Annotated in this window: 14 protein-coding genes; 3 read left to right on the top strand and 11 right to left on the bottom strand. The window is 65.6% G+C overall.

Annotated features, from left to right (window positions below):
* Positions 1–294: 294 nt before the first annotated feature.
* The 8 genes from DMX06_RS12725 to DMX06_RS12690 all read right to left on the bottom strand — a co-directional run bounded on the left by DMX06_RS12725 (position 295) and on the right by DMX06_RS12690 (position 9,531).
* A complete protein-coding gene (locus DMX06_RS12725) occupies positions 295–1,299 on the bottom strand; it encodes a response regulator (protein WP_050704372.1) in 1,005 nt (334 codons plus the stop codon).
* Positions 1,300–1,350: 51 nt separating this feature from the next.
* Entirely contained in the window at positions 1,351–2,364 is a 1,014-nt protein-coding gene (cheB, locus tag DMX06_RS12720; protein ID WP_110737540.1) for a chemotaxis response regulator protein-glutamate methylesterase, read from the bottom strand.
* Complete coding sequence (locus tag DMX06_RS12715) at positions 2,361–4,661, bottom strand: hybrid sensor histidine kinase/response regulator (protein WP_110737538.1); 2,301 nt, start codon at positions 4,659–4,661, stop codon at positions 2,361–2,363. Before DMX06_RS12715 ends, cheB begins: the two co-directional genes overlap by 4 nt.
* Positions 4,658–5,323 carry a chemotaxis protein CheW gene (locus DMX06_RS12710; RefSeq protein ID WP_110737536.1) on the bottom strand — a complete coding sequence of 222 codons (666 nt, stop codon included), beginning with the start codon at positions 5,321–5,323 and terminating at the stop codon, positions 4,658–4,660. Before DMX06_RS12710 ends, DMX06_RS12715 begins: the two co-directional genes overlap by 4 nt.
* Positions 5,320–6,573, bottom strand: a complete 1,254-nt coding sequence (locus DMX06_RS12705) for a CheR family methyltransferase (RefSeq protein WP_110737534.1) — start codon at positions 6,571–6,573, stop codon at positions 5,320–5,322. Before DMX06_RS12705 ends, DMX06_RS12710 begins: the two co-directional genes overlap by 4 nt.
* Entirely contained in the window at positions 6,570–7,091 is a 522-nt protein-coding gene (locus tag DMX06_RS12700) for a chemotaxis protein CheW (RefSeq protein WP_110737532.1), read from the bottom strand. The genes DMX06_RS12705 and DMX06_RS12700 overlap by 4 nt, the downstream gene beginning before the upstream one ends.
* Positions 7,092–7,096: 5 nt before the next feature.
* Positions 7,097–8,719 (bottom strand): methyl-accepting chemotaxis protein, encoded by a 1,623-nt coding sequence (locus DMX06_RS12695; protein ID WP_110737530.1) that lies wholly within the window; start codon positions 8,717–8,719, stop codon positions 7,097–7,099.
* 128 nt (positions 8,720–8,847) lie between these two features.
* Positions 8,848–9,531, bottom strand: coding sequence for a tellurite resistance TerB family protein (locus tag DMX06_RS12690; RefSeq protein ID WP_110737528.1), 684 nt, complete (start codon positions 9,529–9,531; stop codon positions 8,848–8,850).
* Between the two features lie 274 nt (positions 9,532–9,805).
* Here DMX06_RS12690 and DMX06_RS12685 point away from each other — a divergent pair, with 274 nt between their 5' ends.
* The gene (locus DMX06_RS12685; protein WP_050704364.1) at positions 9,806–10,060 is read left to right on the top strand and encodes a type II toxin-antitoxin system HicA family toxin; all 255 of its coding nucleotides are present in this window, start codon (positions 9,806–9,808) and stop codon (positions 10,058–10,060) included.
* Complete coding sequence (locus DMX06_RS12680; RefSeq protein ID WP_050704363.1) at positions 10,057–10,389, top strand: type II toxin-antitoxin system HicB family antitoxin; 333 nt, start codon at positions 10,057–10,059, stop codon at positions 10,387–10,389. The genes DMX06_RS12685 and DMX06_RS12680 overlap by 4 nt, the downstream gene beginning before the upstream one ends.
* 1 nt (position 10,390) lies before the next feature.
* Here DMX06_RS12680 and DMX06_RS12675 read toward each other — a convergent pair whose 3' ends face one another.
* The 3 genes from DMX06_RS12675 to DMX06_RS12665 form a co-directional block, all read right to left on the bottom strand.
* The gene (locus DMX06_RS12675; RefSeq protein WP_110737526.1) at positions 10,391–11,497 is read right to left on the bottom strand and encodes an NADH:flavin oxidoreductase/NADH oxidase; all 1,107 of its coding nucleotides are present in this window, start codon (positions 11,495–11,497) and stop codon (positions 10,391–10,393) included.
* Between the two features lie 153 nt (positions 11,498–11,650).
* Positions 11,651–12,439 (bottom strand): type I methionyl aminopeptidase, encoded by a 789-nt coding sequence (gene map, locus DMX06_RS12670; protein ID WP_110737524.1) that lies wholly within the window; start codon positions 12,437–12,439, stop codon positions 11,651–11,653.
* Positions 12,436–12,639: a ParD-like family protein gene (locus DMX06_RS12665; RefSeq protein ID WP_050703975.1), complete on the bottom strand. Its 204-nt coding sequence runs from the start codon at positions 12,637–12,639 to the stop codon at positions 12,436–12,438. Before DMX06_RS12665 ends, map begins: the two co-directional genes overlap by 4 nt.
* A gap of 318 nt (positions 12,640–12,957) precedes the next feature.
* Between DMX06_RS12665 and DMX06_RS12660 the strand changes: the two genes are divergently transcribed.
* A complete protein-coding gene (locus DMX06_RS12660) occupies positions 12,958–16,938 on the top strand; it encodes a bifunctional nitrate reductase/sulfite reductase flavoprotein subunit alpha (RefSeq protein ID WP_110737522.1) in 3,981 nt (1,326 codons plus the stop codon).
* Positions 16,939–17,024 lie beyond the last annotated feature (86 nt).

The following is a 17,024-nucleotide window of genomic DNA, read 5'->3' as shown; positions in this document are numbered from 1 at the left end:
CCGTTCTTGCTCCCGGGAGGACCGCGCTGAACGCCCCATCCTGGGGCGCAGCGCTTGACGGGCATCCATGCCCGTCACCTCCCTTCGCAAGAACTCCGCTCGGCCTCCTGAAGTCGCAATTGGTGTTACCTGATCTACCGCGCACCTAGAAGCAAGAGCGAAGAGCGAAGAGCGAAGAGCGAAGAAATTGGAGTTTAGGTTTTAGCCAGCAATTATAATTTATGGCCTCTGCCGACAAGCCGGTCCCGCAGGGTTAGTAAGTTCTGAAAACACTAACACCCCGCGGGAACTCACTTAGGCAATCCCGACTTGATTACGCCCGCTGTTCTTGGCCAGATACAACCCCTTGTCCGCCGCCGAGATCAGTTGCCGACAATGACTGCCGACACTCGGCGTCAAGGTCGCCAGACCGATACTTACAGTAAGGTGCGAGGCCGCCTCGGGCACGGTGTGGGCGATTTTCAGGCCCATGATGGTCTGGCGCAACTTCTCCGCTACCAGCCGCGCACCACCAGGGGAGGTGTTGGGCAGCACCAGGGCGAACTCCTCGCCGCCATAGCGCGCCGGCAGGTCGGTCGGCCGCGAGCAGCAGCCGCGAATGGCCTCGGCCACCTGACGCAGGGCCTCGTCGCCGGCCAGGTGGCCGAAGCTGTCGTTGAACGCCTTGAAGTAGTCGACGTCAACCATCAGCAGCGATAACTGCTGCTGTTCACGGATAGCCCGACGCCACTCCAATTCCAGGTATTCGTCGAAATGACGACGGTTGGACAGCCCGGTGAGACCGTCCGAGTTCATCAACCGCTGCAACATCAGGTTGGTGTCGAGCAACTGCTGCTGGCTCACCCGCAGTGCGCGATAGGCCTCGTCGCGCTGCAACAGCGTGAGGTACGAGCGCGAGTGATAGCGGATACGCGCCACCAGCTCGATGGTGTCCGGCAGCTTCACCAGGTAGTCGTTGGCCCCGGCAGCGAAGGCCGCGCTCTTGACCAGCGGGTCCTCCTTGGTCGACAGGACGATGATCGGGATGTCCTGGGTGGCCGGGTTGTTGCGGTACTCGCGCACCAGGGTCAGGCCATCGAGACCCGGCATGATCAGGTCCTGGAGGATCACCGTGGGCTTGATGCGCATGGCTTGGGCCACCGCCTGGTGCGGGTCGGCGCAGAAATGGAAGTCAATGTTCTCTTCGTGGGCCAGACCACGGCGCACCGCTTCGCCGATCATCGCCTGATCGTCGACCAGCAGGACCATCGCCGCGCTTTCATTGATGGTCGTGAAACCTTCGATCGGTAGATCATTCATCCGTAGTCACCCGTTGACCGCCGGCCACGCGGCGCGCCTCAATACATATCGTCATTTCGAAAAGATTTCCATCAGTCGCCCGGCGATTCGCTCCAGCGGACGGATTTCCACTGCCGCGTCGATCGCCGCGGCGGCCTTGGGCATGCCGTATACCGCACTGCTCTGCTGGTCCTGGGCGATGGTCAGGAAGCCCTGCTGGCGCATCAGCTTCAAGCCCTGAGCACCGTCGCGCCCCATGCCGGTAAGCAGCACGCCCACCGCATCGCCTGACCAGTAGCGCGCCACGCTCTCGAAGAACACATCGATCGAGGGCCGGTAGATTTCGTTGACAGGCTCGGCAGTGTAGGCCAGCTCGCCATTCTTCAGCAGGCGGATATGGTGGTTGGTGCCGGCCAGCAGCACCTGCCCAGGCTGCGGAGGCTCACCCTCGCGGGCCAGGCGCACCGGCAGACCGGAAGCGGTGCTGAGCCATTCGGCCATGCCGGCGGCGAACACCTGATCCACATGCTGGACCAGCACGATGGCCGCCGGGAAACTGCGCGGCAGGCCCTTGAGCAGCACTTCCAGCGCCGCCGGCCCACCGGCCGACGATCCGATGGCCACCAAGGCGCGGCGCTGCGAGGTCTCGCGCAGCGGCGCGGCCACCGTACGAGCGGCGCTGGGACGTTGCTGACCGATCAGCCAGCCAATATTCAGGATCTTGCGTAACAGCGGCGCGGCCGCCTCCCGGGCGTCACCCGCACCCAGCGCCGGGGTGTCGACCACATCCAGGGCGCCATGCCCCATGGCCTCGAACACCCGGTGCACGTTCTGCTTGCGGTCCACCGTGACGATGACGATAGCGCACGGAGTCTCGGCCATGATCCGCCGGGTAGCCTCGACACCATCCATCACCGGCATGATCAGGTCCATGAGGATCAGGTCCGGGGTCTGCTCGGCGCAAAGGCGCACCGCCTCGGCACCATTGCCCGCCACCCAGATCACCTGGTGCGCGGGCTCGAAGGCCAACGCACGGCGCAGGGCCTCCACGGCCATGGGCATGTCGTTGACGATGGCGATTCTCATCCCTGGGCACCTCCGATCAGCTCCACGACCGCCTCCAGCAACGCATCGTCATGGAAGCTGGCCTTGGCCAAATAATAGTCGGCGCCGGCATCCAGTCCACGACGCCGGTCTTCTTCGCGGTCCTTGTAGGACACCACCATCACCGGCAGCGATTGCAGGCGATTGTCGCGCCTTACCAAGGTGACCAGCTCGATACCGTCCATGCGCGGCATGTCGATGTCGGTGATCAGCAGGTCGAAATCATCACTGCGCAGGGCATTCCAGCCGTCCATGCCATCGACAGCCACCGCCACGTCATAGCCGCGGTTGCCCAGCAGCTTGCGCTGCAGCTCGCGTACGGTAAGCGAGTCGTCGACCACAAGGATGCGCTTGCGTGCCACGCCCTTGCCGCCCCGTCCGCCCCGTTCGATACGCTCCAGGCGGCCGGTGCTGAGCAGTTTGTCCACCGAGCGCAGCAGGTCCTCGACATCGACGATCAGCACCACCGAGCCATCATCGAGCAGGGCACCGGCGGAAATGTCCTGGACCTTGCCCAGGCGCGCGTCCAGCGGCATCACCACCAGCACCCGTTCGCCGATCAGCCGCTCGACCGCCACCCCATAGAGCTGATCGCGCTCGCGGATCACCACTACCCGAAGGCTCTGTTCATCCCCCTGGGCCGCCGGCCGGTTGAGCAACTGGCTGGCGGCCACCAGGCCGACATGTCGGCCCTCGTGCCAGAAGTGCTGACGGCCTTCGATCTGCACGATGGCCTCGGCCGGCACTTCGACGGTGCGCTCGATATGCGCCAGCGGGAAGGCATAAGCCTCGCCGCCCACCTCGACCACCAGGCTGCGCACCACCGACAGGGTCAACGGCACTTCCAGGTGGAAGCAGCAGCCCTGCCCGGCCACCTGGGTCAGCTCGATGGACCCGCGCAGTTCACGAACCATGTGCTGCACCGCGTCCAGCCCGACACCGCGACCAGACACCTCGGTAACCGTGTCGCGCAGGCTGAAGCCCGGCAGGAACAGGAACGTCAGCAGCTCGGCCTCGCTCATCTGCGCCACGGTCTCGGCCGGCGACAGGGCACGCTCGACAATGCTGTGACGCAGACGCTGCAGATCAATACCGGCACCATCATCGGACAATTCGAGGATCAGCAATCCTGCCTGGTGCGAGGCGCGCAGGCGTACCGTGCCCTCGCTTGGCTTGCCGGCCAGCAGGCGCTGCTCGGGCAGCTCGATTCCATGATCGACCGCGTTGCGCAGCAGGTGCGTCAGCGGAGCCTCGAGTTTCTCCAGCACATCGCGGTCGACCTGGGTCTTCTCGCCCTCGACCAGCAGGCGTACGGGCTTGTCCAGCGAGCGGCCAAGGTCGCGGACCATCCGGCTCTGCCCGGTCAGCACATCGGCGAATGGGCGCATGCGACAGGCCAAAGCCGTGTCGTAGAGCAACTGCGCGCGCTGGCTGGCCTGCCAGCCGAACTCGTCCAGGTCAGCCGCCTGTTGCAACAGGATTTGCTGGGTTTCGGCCAGCAACTGCTGGGTCTGGGCCAGGGCTTCGAGCACCTCCGGCCCCTGGCCGCTCTCCTCCAGCTGGGCCTTCAGTCCGTCGAGCCCCCGCATGCCCTGGCCATGCATGCGTTTCAGACGCTGCAGCGTGGCCAGGTAGGGCTTCAGGCGTTGGGTCTCGACCAATGACTTGCTCGACAAGTCCAGCAGGCTGTTCAGTCGGTCGGCAGTGACCCGCAATACCCGCTCGCCGCCCTCGCCACCACGTTTGCCGGCCTTGCGGGCAGGCACCAGCTCCGGGTCGGCTTCAGGCTCCGGCGGAGCTGTCGGCAAAGGCTCGGGCTCAGGCTGTACGGTCGGGACAACCGGCGGCAGGCTCGGTGTGCTCGGCTGCGCGTTGGCCAGCATTGGCGTCGAGGGGTCGAGCAAGGCCGCCAACTGCGCCAGGAACACCGCCACGGCGGCTTCGCCATCCTGGTCGCCCGGCGTGGCGATGCGCATCAGCAGGTCGGTGCCCTGCAACAGCGCATCGATATGCTCGGGGCGCAGCAACAGGCGGCCTTCCTGGGCTGCTACCAGACAGTCTTCCATGACGTGGGCGACACTGACCCCGGCGTCGATACCGACGATCCGTGCCGCCCCCTTGAGCGAATGGGCCGCACGCATGCAGGCCTCGAGCTGATCGGGTTGCGCAGGGTTGCGCTCCAGCGCCATCAGGCCCGCGCTGAGCACCTGGGTCTGGGCCTCGGCCTCCAGGCTGAACAGCTCGAGCAGCGACGCGTCGCGCATTTGCTCCGGGGTCATGACAGGCTCCGCTTCACGGCTGACATCAGGTGTTGTTCATCCAGTACTCGCACGCTGCGCCCGCGCCACTGCAGCACCGCCGCGGTGAAGTGCGCCGCATCGCGGCCATTGTCCAGGCTTGCCGGGTCGAGGCGATGAATACCGTCGATCTCGTCCACCGGCATCACCACCGGCCCGCCTTCGGCCGCCAGGATCAGCATGCGCGGCATGCTCCGCCCGCCGCGCTCGCCGCCCGCCTCGACCGGCACGCCCAGCAGGTCGGCCAGCGACAGGCAAGGCACCAGCGCGCCACGCACATTGGCGACCCCCTGCAGCACCCGCGAACGCTGATGAGGCAACGAGTGAACCGGTTGCAAAGGGGCAATCTCGGCCAAGCAGGCGGTGGCCAGAGCCAGCCATTCCTCGCCCAGGCGGAACAGCAGCATCGAGCGACCGACCGCCTCCTCCTGCTGGGCTGGCGTCTCGACCTGTTCATCCTGGATCAGCGCATAACGGTCGAGCAGGCGCGTGGCCGCCTCGGCATAGACCTCGCAATTGCGGCAGTGCACATGCCGTGGCAGCAAGGGACACTGCTTGTCGCCATGCACGCCGATGCGGTTCCAGCAGTCATCGATCTGCTCGTCATCGTGAGCGATCAATTGCAGATGATATCCACCGCTCATCGTTCAGACTCCCTGCCCGCCCGAGCGGCACGTTCCTGCAGGCGTCGCGCGCCCGCCTCGTCTCCTTGTGCGGCCAGCAGCATGGCCAGGTGCATCAGTGCTTCCGGGTGCTGCGGCTCAAGGTACAACGCCTTGCGGTAGTGGGTGATGGCCTGCGCGACATCGCCCTCGGTGTCGCTGAGCAGCCCCAGCCAGTAATAAACCTGCGCCTTGGGCGCGAACTTGCGCAGATAGCGTTCACATCCTTCCCTGGCCAGGGCGCTGTCGCCGGCATTGGCATGCTGGGCAATGCTGGCCAGCAGTTGCGCCTCGCCCTCGATCGACATCGCCTTGTCCGCTGGCGCGGCGTTCGGCCTGCCGACGCGCGGCGCCAGCGCCACAACCCGCGCAGGCACCGGTGGCGCGACTGGCGGGCGGACGACCGGGGCAGGCTTGGCGATGACGACCGGTGGTGCTTCCTCCTGACGCACATAGGCGAACGACTGGGCGATCCCCAGCGGCCGCATGCCCAGGCGCGCCAGCAGACTGCCCTCGGCCGGGCCGATGAACAGGACGCCCTGGGTATGGGTCAGGTGCTTGAGCACCTCGAACACCCGCTGCTGGGTCGGGACGTCGAAATAGATCAACAGGTTGCGGCAGAACACAAAATCGTAGAAACCCTCTCGCGCCCGCAGCACCGGATCGAGCACGTTGCCCACCTGCAGGCTGACCTGCTGGCGCACCCGCTCATCCAGGCGATGGGCCTCGCCGAGGGAGGTGAAATGCCGCTCGCGAAAGGCCAGCTCGCTGCCACGGAACGAGTTGCGTCCATAGACACCTTGCTCGCCCTTGGCCACCGAGCTGGGGCTGATGTCGATACCATCGATACGGAATGCCCCAGGGCTCAGCCCGCCGTCGAGCAATGCCATGGCGATCGAGTACGGCTCCTCGCCGGTGGAGCACGGCAGGCTGAGGATCCGCAGCGGCCGGGCGCCGGCCAGCTCCGCCACACGCTTGTGGGCCAGGCCCGCCAGCGCGGTGAAAGATTCAGGGTAGCGGAAGAACCAGGTCTCCGGAACGATGACTGCCTCGATCAGAGCCTGCTGCTCATCGGGCGACTGCTGCAGGCGCACCCAGTAGTCGTCCAGGTTCACCGCCTGCACGAGTGTGCAGCGCTGGCGCAAGGCACGCTCGACCATTGCCGCGCCGACCGACTCGACGTCCAGACCGATGCGCTCCTGCAGGAAGCGGAAGAAACGTTGCTCACTCATGCCTGCACCTGCCCTGGCTCCAGCGGATAGAGCAACTCACGCACCGTGTCCGACAGCAGGTCGTCCACTTCGATACGTTGCAGCAAGCCCCGGGCGTCCTGGCGTACAGGCCCGAGGTAACGTGCCTCGGCATTGTCCAGGCCGTAGGGTTGGAAGTCGTCGGGCGCACAGCGCAGGGTATCGGTGGCCTGCTCCAGGATCAGCCCCAGTTGCAGCAGCGGACGCTGTGGATCGGCGCGGTAATGCACCAGCACCAGGCGCGTGCTGCTGCGCGATTGAGCGGGCGAACCGAAACCGAGCGCCGACACATCGATCACTGGCACCAGCGCACCACGATGGGCAAGTACACCAGCCACCCAGGTCGGGGCCTGGGCGATGGGCTTGAGCGCACGATGCGGCAAGACCTCGATCACCTCACGCACATCCAGGGCGAAACGCTGGTCGGCGATGCGAAACTGCAGGTACAGCACGCCCTTGTCGGTGGTGGTGCGCGCCTCACGGGGGGACAAGTCGTTCATCGTCGTCAGACTTTGAACCGCGACACACCACCCCGCAGCCCGGCGGCCACCTGGCTCAGTTCGTCGATGGCGAAGCTGGCCTGGCGCAGCGACTCGACGGTCTGGGTGCTGGCATCGCTGAGCTGGGCCAGCGCCTGGTTGATCTGTTCGGCGCCGGTGGCCTGGGCCTGCATGCCTTCGTTGACCATCAGCACCCGCGGCGCCAGCGCCTGCACCTGGTGGATGATCTGGCTCAGTTGCTCGCCGACCTGCTGCACTTCGAACATGCCGCGACGCACTTCCTCGGAAAACTTGTCCATGCCCATCACCCCGGCCGACACCGCCGACTGGATCTCGCGCACCATCTGCTCGATGTCGTAGGTAGCTACGGCGGTCTGGTCAGCCAGGCGCCGCACCTCGGTGGCGACCACGGCGAAGCCACGGCCGTATTCGCCGGCCTTCTCCGCCTCGATGGCGGCGTTGAGCGACAGCAGGTTGGTCTGGTCGGCGACCTTGACGATGGTCACCACCATCTGCGTGATGTTGCTGGCCTTCTCGTTGAGGATCGCCAGCTTGGCGTTGACCAGGTCGGCGGCGCCCATCACCTGGTGCATGGTTTCTTCCATGCGCGCCAGGCCCTGCTGACCGGAGCCGGCGAGGCTCGAAGCCTGGTCGGCGGCGCTGGTAACTTCGGTCATGGTGCGCACCAGGTCCCGGGAGGTGGCGGCAATTTCCCGCGAGGTGGCACCGATCTCGGTGGTGGTGGCGGCAGTTTCGGTGGCAGTGGCCTGTTGCTGCTTGGAGGTGGCGGCAATCTCGGTGACCGAGGTGGTCACCTGCACCGACGAGCGCTGGGCCTGGGCCACCAGGTTGGCCAGCGACTCGGCCATCTCGTTGAAGCCCCCCTCGATCGCCCCGAACTCATCCTTGCGGTCCAGGTTCAGGCGCATGCTCAGGTCGCCGGAGCGCAGGCCGTCCAGACCATGGACGATACGCAGCATGGGTGCGGTGATGGTGCGCATGAGTAACAGACCGCAGACACCGGCGGCGATGATGGCCAGCAGCAACGAGACGATCATGCTGCCTTTGGCGGTGTTGACCGCGCTGACAATGTCGTTGGTGGCCTTGTCGGCGGACTCGCGGTTACGCTCGATCACTTCGTTCAGGTGCTGGCGCCCTTCCTTCCAGGCCGGCGTGAGCACATCCATGATCAGCCGCTGGGCTTCGGGATAGTTCTTCTGCCGATAAGTCTCCAGGACCTGGTCGACGATCTTGACGTACTCCTCCTCCAGACGGGTGAAGTCGTCGAACGCCGCCTGGTCGGACGCCTCGCGAATGGTGGCCTGGTAGCTGGCCATGTGTTTCTTGAGGCGATCGTCGAAGCTCTTGAACAGCTCAAGATCGGCCGTGGTGATCTCGCGGTGATTGGACAGCCCCACCAGTTGCTGGCTGGTGACGTAGCTGTCGACCCAGGCACTGCGGATCATCGAGCTGTAGTAGACGCCCGGGATGCTGTCGGACCCCACGGCTTCCTCGCTGGACTCGATCGCCACCAGCCGCGAGTAGGCGGCCACGATCATCAGCAGCATGATGGCGATGATCACGGCGAAACTTGCCAGGATCCGTTGGCGCAAGGTCCAGTTCTTCACATTCAGCCCTCAGGAATTCGATACGAGCGGGAAAAATCGCCGAAGTATAGCCCAGGCTTCCTGTTCAATTGCGGCTGAATGCAGCGGTATTCAGGCGTCCGTGCCCGTTCAGGTGGCCAAATGCCGGTTCATTGACCCCCGGCAAGCCTGACCTGGTTCTCCAGTTCCTGGCGCAGGTTCGGGTCGAGGCGCAGCTGACGGGCCAGCTCATCGAGATAGGCGCGCTCCATGAAGTTCTCCTGATCGACCATCATCACGCTGGCCAGGTACATCTCGGCGGCCATTTCCGGGGTCTGCGCGGCGCGGGCGACCTCGGCAGGGTCCAACGGCTTGTTCAGCTCGGCATGCAGCCAGTGCTGCAATTCGCGGTCGCTGTCCAGGCGGGTGAATTCACCTTCGATCAACGCCCGCTCGCGTTCGTCGATATGGCCGTCGGACTTGGCCGCTGCCACCAACGCCCGAAGCACGGCCTGGCTATGCTGCTCGGCCTGGGCCGGCGGCAGGCGGTCGAGGGTCTGCGGCTCGTGATTGCCCGCGCCCTGGCGCGCCTGCCAGTTGCCATAGGCCTTGTAGGCCAGCACGCCAAGCGCGGCCAATCCGCCGTAGGTGAGCGCCTTGCCGCCGTACTTGCGCGCCTTCTTGTTCCCCAGCAGCAGGCCCATGGCTCCCGCCGCCAATGCGCCGCCACCGGCACCGGACAGTAGGCTGCCGAGGCCTTCGGAGGCCTTGTGACTGGTGCCCTTGCCCTGTTGGTTCTGCAGCATGGATTGACCGGTTTTCAATAGCTGATCGAGCAGACCACGGGTGTTCATCTGGCAGACCTCGCAAGCATCCAAAGTAGGTAGGGCTCCAGAGTAGGCCGGCAAGCTGAAGCCACGCTTAACGCATTTGCATCCGGATGTTGCCCAGCTTGGTTTGTTGGCTTCGCCAGTTGCTTCCAGTCGGGAGCGTTACCATGGAGCAGGGGCGCTACCATGGAGCAGCGGTTTTTCCGCACAACCGCGCGACATTTCCCACGAATTGCCCCTGCGACGCCCTACCGTTGATCTATTGAGCTTTGTGGAGCTGGTATCACAGACTGATACCATGAATAATCATCAACGTGCGTTACTCGAACTCGTCTTCAAGAAGCCCGTTCCACGAACGCTGGACTGGTCGCGCCTGGAGTCCCTGCTGGTTTCGCTCGGTGCCCGGGTGATCGAAGGCAGGGGTTCACGCGTGCGGTTCGAGCTCAACGGCGAGGTCGCGACCTTCCATCGCCCTCACCCCGACCGGCACGCCAAGCCCTATCAGGTGCGCGATGCCCGCCAGTTCCTGGAGCAGGCAGGAGTTACCCCATGAATGTGATGAATTACCGCGGCTACTCGGCCCGCATCGAATACAGCGACGAAGACCAACTGCTGGTTGGTCATGTCGCCGGCATCCGCGATGTGATCGGCTTCCATGGCGAATCGATCAGCGAACTGCGCCAGGCGTTCGAGGAAGCCGTCGATGACTACCTCGAAACCTGCCAGCGCCTGGGGCGCGAACCGCAGAAGACCTACTCCGGAAAACTCAGCCTGCGCCTGGAGCCCACCCTCCACGCCAGCGTGGCGGCCAAGGCCGAGCTGGCGCAGAAGAGCATCAACCAGTGGGTCAGCGACATTCTCAGCCAGGCGGCCTGTCGCTGAATCAGTCGCGCAGGTCCGACTCGTGGATGGGATTGGCCCGGCTGGTGGCCCGCTGATACTGCGCCGGCCAGGTCGCCTTGTTGCCGCCCAGGTCGTCGTCGGCATGCAACGGCCAGTACGGGTCGCGTAGCAGCTCGCGGGCGAGGAAGATCACATCGGCCTGGCCGGTGCGCAGGATATGCTCGGCCTGGGCCGGTTCGGTGATCATGCCAACGGTGCCGGTGGCGATCTCCGACTCCTTGCGTACCCGTTCGGCGAAGCGGGTCTGATAACCGGGGCCGGTGGGGATCTCGGCATTGACCGAGGTGCCCCCTGACGACACATCGATCAGGTCGACACCAAGTTCACGCAGGCGACGGGCCAGCTCGACGGTCTCGTCCGGGTTCCAGCCGTCCTCGACCCAGTCGGTGGCCGAAACCCGTACGAACAGCGGCAGCTCCTGCGGCCAGGCCTTGCGTACCGCCTCGACAACCTGCAGGGTCAAACGGATGCGGTTCTCGAAACAGCTGCCGTATTCATCGCGACGCTGGTTGCTCAACGGCGAAAGGAACTGGTGCAGCAGGTAGCCGTGGGCGGCGTGGATCTCGACCACCTTGAAGCCGGCCTGCAATGCTCGTTCGGTCGCGGCGACGAACGCGGCGACCACGTCCTGTATCTCGTCCCTGGTCAATTCACGTGGCGCGGTGTGCTGCGGGTCGAAGGCGATCCTGGACGGCCCGACCGGTTGCCAGCCGCCCTCCTCGATCCTGACGCTGCCCTGCTTGCCGAGCCATGGCCTGTGGGTGCTGGCCTTGCGCCCGGCATGGGCCAGCTGGATACCAGGCACGGCGCCCTGGGCGGTGATGAAACGGGTGATACGTTGCAGGGGTTTGATCTGGTCGTCAGTCCACAAGCCGAGGTCCTCGGCGGTGATGCGTCCATCAGCGGTGACCGCGACGGCCTCGCTGATCACAAGACCTGCGCCACCGACCGCGCGGCTGCCCAGATGGACCAGGTGCCAGTCGTTGGCCAGGCCATCGACGGCGGAGTACTGGCACATGGGGGAAACGGCGATGCGATTGGGCAGGGTCAGCTGACGCAGGGTATATGGTTCGAGCAGCAGGCTCATGGGGCACCTCCCAGGGACTCCAATGGTTTCCGGGCCGGCGGTTGTAGTCGAGCGTGGCCGGTACCGGTAGTTTCAGACTAGACCATGGAGATGGGAGGCGAGCCTGGAGCCATGTTCCGATGACAGGTTGCACGAGGATCCGGACACACTTGCCTATGAACCCGTTACAGCCTCCCGCTCTTCCTCACGCAAGGTCAGCACCTCGAAGCCGCTCTCGGTCACGGCCACCGTATGCTCCCACTGCGCCGACAGCGCGTGATCGCGAGTGATCACCGTCCAGCCATCGCGCAACCCACGCGTGCCGCGCCCGCCCTGGTTGATCATCGGCTCGATGGTGAACACCATCCCTGGTTGCAGCTTCATGCCCATGCCACGCTGGCCGTAGTGCAGTACCTCCGGCGCCTCGTGCATCTGCCTGCCGATGCCATGCCCGCAGTATTCGCGCACCACGCTGTAGCCGGCGGCCTCGGCGTGGACCTGGATGGCATGACCGATATCGCCGAGCGTCGCGCCGGGGCGCACCTGCTCGATGCCCTTCCACAACGCGGCATAGGTGGTGTCGACCAGGCGCCGGGCCTCGTCGCCGATCTGGCCGATGCAGTACATCTTCGACGAGTCGGCAATGTAGCCACCCTGCTCCAGGGTGATGTCGACGTTGACGATCGAACCTTCCTTCAGCACCTCGTCTGCCTTGGGCATGCCATGGCAGACCACATGGTCCACCGAGGTGTTCAGCGAATAGGGGAAACCGTACTGGCCCTTGCTCGCCGGTCGGGCCTTGAGGGTTTCGACGATGAAGGCCTCGGCACGGTCGTTGATCTGCATCGTGGTCACCCCGGGGCGGATGAAACCGTCGAGGTGGGCAAACACCTGGGCCAGCAGTTGGCCAGCGCGACGCATCAGCTCGAGCTCGGCGGCGTCCTTGAGGATGACCTTGCTCATTGCAGAAGCTCCTTGAGGTTGGCCTGCTCCTGGCGCAGCAACTGGCGCAGCAGTTCCTGATAGGTGGCTTGCGGGTGCAGTTCGGCCAGCATGCCGATGCGGATCCAGTGCTCGGCCTGGGCGTTGATCGAACGCGACAGCGCGGCGCTGGCCACGCGCAGGTCTTCGTGGAGGTCGTCGGAGATCTTGACGATGCCCATGGTGCAGTTACTCGCATATATGAAACGTATGTGAATCATATATACATCCGTTTGCATGTGCCATCCGCTGGTGCGTGACTCCCCGTATCGGTGCACGCCCATCGCGGGGCAAGCCCACTCCCACGCGTGCTCACCTGCGGGGCGTGGGAGCGGGCTTGCCCCGCGATGAACTGGCCCGGGATTTGCTGCCCATTCGGCATCGAGACCATCAACGCCGATGGTCCCCTCCCATCACGACGAAGGCGCCGTGTTGCCCCGCTTGCCATTTGCAAGCCGGGCAGCCGGCGCCTTTGTCGTTTCGTCAGCAGGAGATCGCCGATGAGCGACAGCCAAGTGCGCAGTGTGTGCCCGTATTGCGGGGTCGGCTGCGGCATCGTCATGCACGTGAGCGAGGGCAAGGTGGTCAAGGTCAGTGGCGACAAGCAGCACCCAAGCAACTTCGGTCGCCTGTGCACCAAGGGCCAGAGCGCCCATGTACCGCTGCAGGCCGGGCGCATGGCCCATGCCTTCGTGCGCGACCAGCGCAGCCAGCAGCCGGCGCGCCGCAGCCTGGACACGGCCATCAGCGAAACCGCCGCACGGTTGCGTGCGATCATCGACACTTATGGCGCGGATGCCGTGGCCATGTACGTGTCCGGGCAGATGTCTTTGGAAGCCCAGTACCTGGCCAACAAACTGGCCAAGGGCTTCATCCGCACCCGCCATATCGAGTCCAATTCGCGGCTGTGCATGGCCAGTGCCGGCAGCGGCTACAAGCAGTCACTGGGGGCCGACGGACCGCCGGGCAGCTACCAGGACTTCGAACGCGCCGAGGTGTTCCTGGTGATCGGCGCGAACATGGCCGACTGCCACCCGATCCTGTTCCTGCGCCTGCTCGACCGGCTCAAGGCCGGGGCCAGGTTGATCGTCGTCGATCCCCGGCGCAGCGCCACCGCCGACAAGGCCGACCTGTTCCTGCAACTGCGCCCGGGCACCGACCTGGCGTTGCTCAATGGCCTTCTCTATCTGCTGCATGCCAACGGCCATACCGACACGGACTTCATCACCCGCCATACCGAGGGCTGGGAGGACCTGCCGGCGTTTCTTGCGCACTACACACCGGAGCGGGTCGCGGCCATCACCGGGTTGGACGAGGCCGACATCCGCGCAGCCGCCCGCCTGATCGGCGAGGCCGACGAATGGATGAGCTGCTGGACCATGGGCCTGAACCAGAGCATCCACGGCACCTGGCACAGCAATGCCCTATGCAACCTGCACCTGGCCACTGGCGCCATCTGTCGCCCTGGCAGCGGGCCGTTCTCGCTGACCGGCCAACCCAACGCCATGGGCGGTCGCGAGATGGGCTACATGGGGCCGGGCCTGCCGGGCCAGCGTTCGGCACAGGTGGCGGCGGACCGCGCCTTCGTCGAGCGACAATGGCAGCTGGCGCCCGGCACATTGCGCAGCGAGGGCGGCGAAGGCACGGTGGCGCTGTTCGAACAGCTAAAGAGCGGCGAGGTGAAGGCCTGCTGGATCATCTGCAGCAACCCGGTGGCCAGCGTCGCCAACCGCCAGCAGGTGATCGACGGCCTGAACCAGGCGCAACTGGTGATCAGCCAGGACGCCTTCCTCGACACCGAGACCAACCGCTACGCCGATATCCTCCTGCCGGCGGCGCTGTGGGCCGAGGGTGAAGGAGTGATGATCAACAGCGAGCGCAATCTGACCCTGATGCCCCGCGCCGTCGAGCCACCCGGCGAGAGCCTGGAGGACTGGCGCCTGATCGCACGTATCGCCTGTGCCCTGGGCTACGCGCATGCCTTCGACTACCCCGACGCCGAGGCGGTGTTCGATGAGATCCGCCGCTTCCATAACCCGGACACCGGCTACGACCTGCGTGGCATCAACTACGCCGGGCTACGCGCCAGCCCCCGGCAGTGGCCTTGCGCGCCAGGGCGCGAGGACGACCGCAGCCCGCTGCGCTATCGCAACGACGAACACGGCCAGCCAGCGGCGCTGGCCTTTCCGACCGCCAGCGGCAAGGCGCGTTTTCATGCGCGGCCCTGGCTGGCCCCCGCCGAGTTGCCGGACGACGCCTACCCCTTCGTCCTCAACACCGGCCGCGTGCAACACCAGTGGCACACCCTGACCAAGACCGGCAAGGTCCCGAGCCTGAACCGGCTCGAGCCCGGCCCCTTCGTCGAGATCCACCCCGACGATGCCCGGCGCCTGGGCATCCGCGACAAGGACCAGGTGGCGATCCGCTCGCGCCGTGGCCAGGCGCTGCTGCCGGCCCGCCTCAGCGACCGGGTGCTGCCCGGTGGCTGCTTCGCGCCGTTTCACTGGAACGACCTGTACGGCGAGCAACTGGCAATCAACGCACTGACCAGCGACGCCGTCGACCCCACCTCGCTGCAACCGGCCTTCAAGTACTGCGCCGTGACCCTCGAACGGGTCGCGAGCGAACGCATCGAGGCCCTCGAACTGAACGTCGCCACTCCTTCGGAGCCCGTCACCATGCCGACCGCCACCCTCGCCCGTCTGCTGGGCCTGGAGACACAGCCTGCCCCGGTGCTTGCCGAGGAGGAGCGGCATTATTTGCAAGGCTTCCTGCTTGGCCTGCAACAGACACGGACCGAGGGTGTGCCAAGCCTGCCGGCCACCGCACCATTGGCGCCGGCCCGGCGCCTGTTCGTCGATGGCCTGCTGGCAGGGCTGTTCGCCCAGCCCCAAGCACAGGCGGCAGTACCTTGCCATCGCGTGTTGTGGGCCTCGCAGACCGGCAACGGCGAGGCGCTGGCCGAGCGCTGCGCCAAACGACTGCGCGAAGCGGGGCTGACGGTGGAGCTCAGCAGCATGGAAAGTGTCAACCCGACACAACTGCGCGGCTGCGCCAGCGTACTGCTGATTGCCAGTACCTTCGGCGACGGCGACGCCCCGGACAGTGGCGCCGCGTTCTGGCAGGCCCTGCAGGGCGCGGGCGACGCCGACTGCGCCAAGCTGCCCTATGCCGTGCTGGCCCTGGGCGATTCCAGCTACGACCAGTTCTGCGGCTTCGGCCGCAAGCTCGACCAGCGCCTGACGGAACTGGGCGGCCAGCGCCTGCTGGAACGGGTCGATTGCGAGCCGGATTTCAATGCTGCATTCAGTAAGTGGCTTGAGGCCCTGCTGGCGGCCCTCGGCGCAAACAGCCCCGCTACATCGGCACCAGCCACCACCGAATCTCACGGCAGACACCGGCCTTGGCCTACGCGCCTGGTGCAGAACCGCCTGCTCAATGGCCCCGGCTCGACCAAGGAGACCCGCCAACTGGTGTTCGACCTCGCGGGTAGCGGCCTGGACTACCAGCCCGGCGACGCGCTGGGCGTATGGCCGCGCAACTGCCCGACACTGGTCGAGGAACTGCTGGGCCTGATGCAGCTCGATGGCCAGGCCGTGGTCGAGCTCGAAGGCCAGGCACCAATGCCCCTGAGACTGGCGCTGGAACGGCAGCTGGACATTACCCGTGTCACGCCACGACAGCTCGAGGCGTTCAGCGAAAACGCGCCCTCTCTGCAACAGCTGCTGCAGCCTGAATGCAAGACCGCGCTCAAGGACTGGCTGTGGGGCCGGCAACTGGCCGATGTACTGCGCGAATTTCCCCGGCAATGGCCACTGGCCCGCTGGCTGGAACTGCTCAAGCCTCTTCAGCCCCGACTGTACTCGATCAGCTCAAGCCCCAAGGCACACCCGGGCCAGGTACACCTGACGGTGTCCACGGTGCGCTACGGCGAACGCAAGGGGGTCTGCTCGGCCTTTCTCGCCGACCGTGCTACGGACGTTGAAGTGGCCATCTTTGCCCAACCGTCGAAACACTTCCGCCTGCCCGACGACGACGGCACGCCCATCGTCATGATCGGCCCCGGCACCGGCATCGCGCCCTTCCGGGCCTTCCTCGAAGAGCGCCGGGCACGTGCTGCGCGTGGCCGCAACTGGCTGTTCTTCGGCGAGCAGCACGCGGAGCACGATTTCTACTATCGCGAACAGTTGCTGGCCTGGGAGGCGGAGGGCCATGTGCGCCTGAGCACCGCATTCTCCCGTGACCAGCCGCAGAAGATCTATGTGCAGCAACGCTTGCTGGAGCAAGGGGCCGAGCTGTGGCGCTGGCTGCAGGACGGCGCGCATGTGTATGTCTGCGGCGATGCCCAGCGCATGGCCCGGGATGTGGATTCGGCCTTGCGTCAGGTGGTGGCACAGCACGGCGGCCTCGACGAGGCAGCGGCAGCGACCTATGTCGAGGGGCTGGGACGCGACAAACGCTATCGGCGGGATGTGTATTGATGCACCACGGTGGTGAGGGCTGCACCCTGCTTGTGCGACCGCACCACCTGGCCAGCTCATGCCCAAAGACACCGTGACACGCTGCA

Origin of the sequence: Pseudomonas mosselii (assembly GCF_003205295.1) — a bacterium.
Taxonomy (GTDB): domain Bacteria; phylum Pseudomonadota; class Gammaproteobacteria; order Pseudomonadales; family Pseudomonadaceae; genus Aquipseudomonas; species Aquipseudomonas mosselii_B.
The sequence above is the reverse complement of the archived record's forward strand: the minus strand, read 5'-3'. Positions and strand labels throughout refer to the sequence as shown.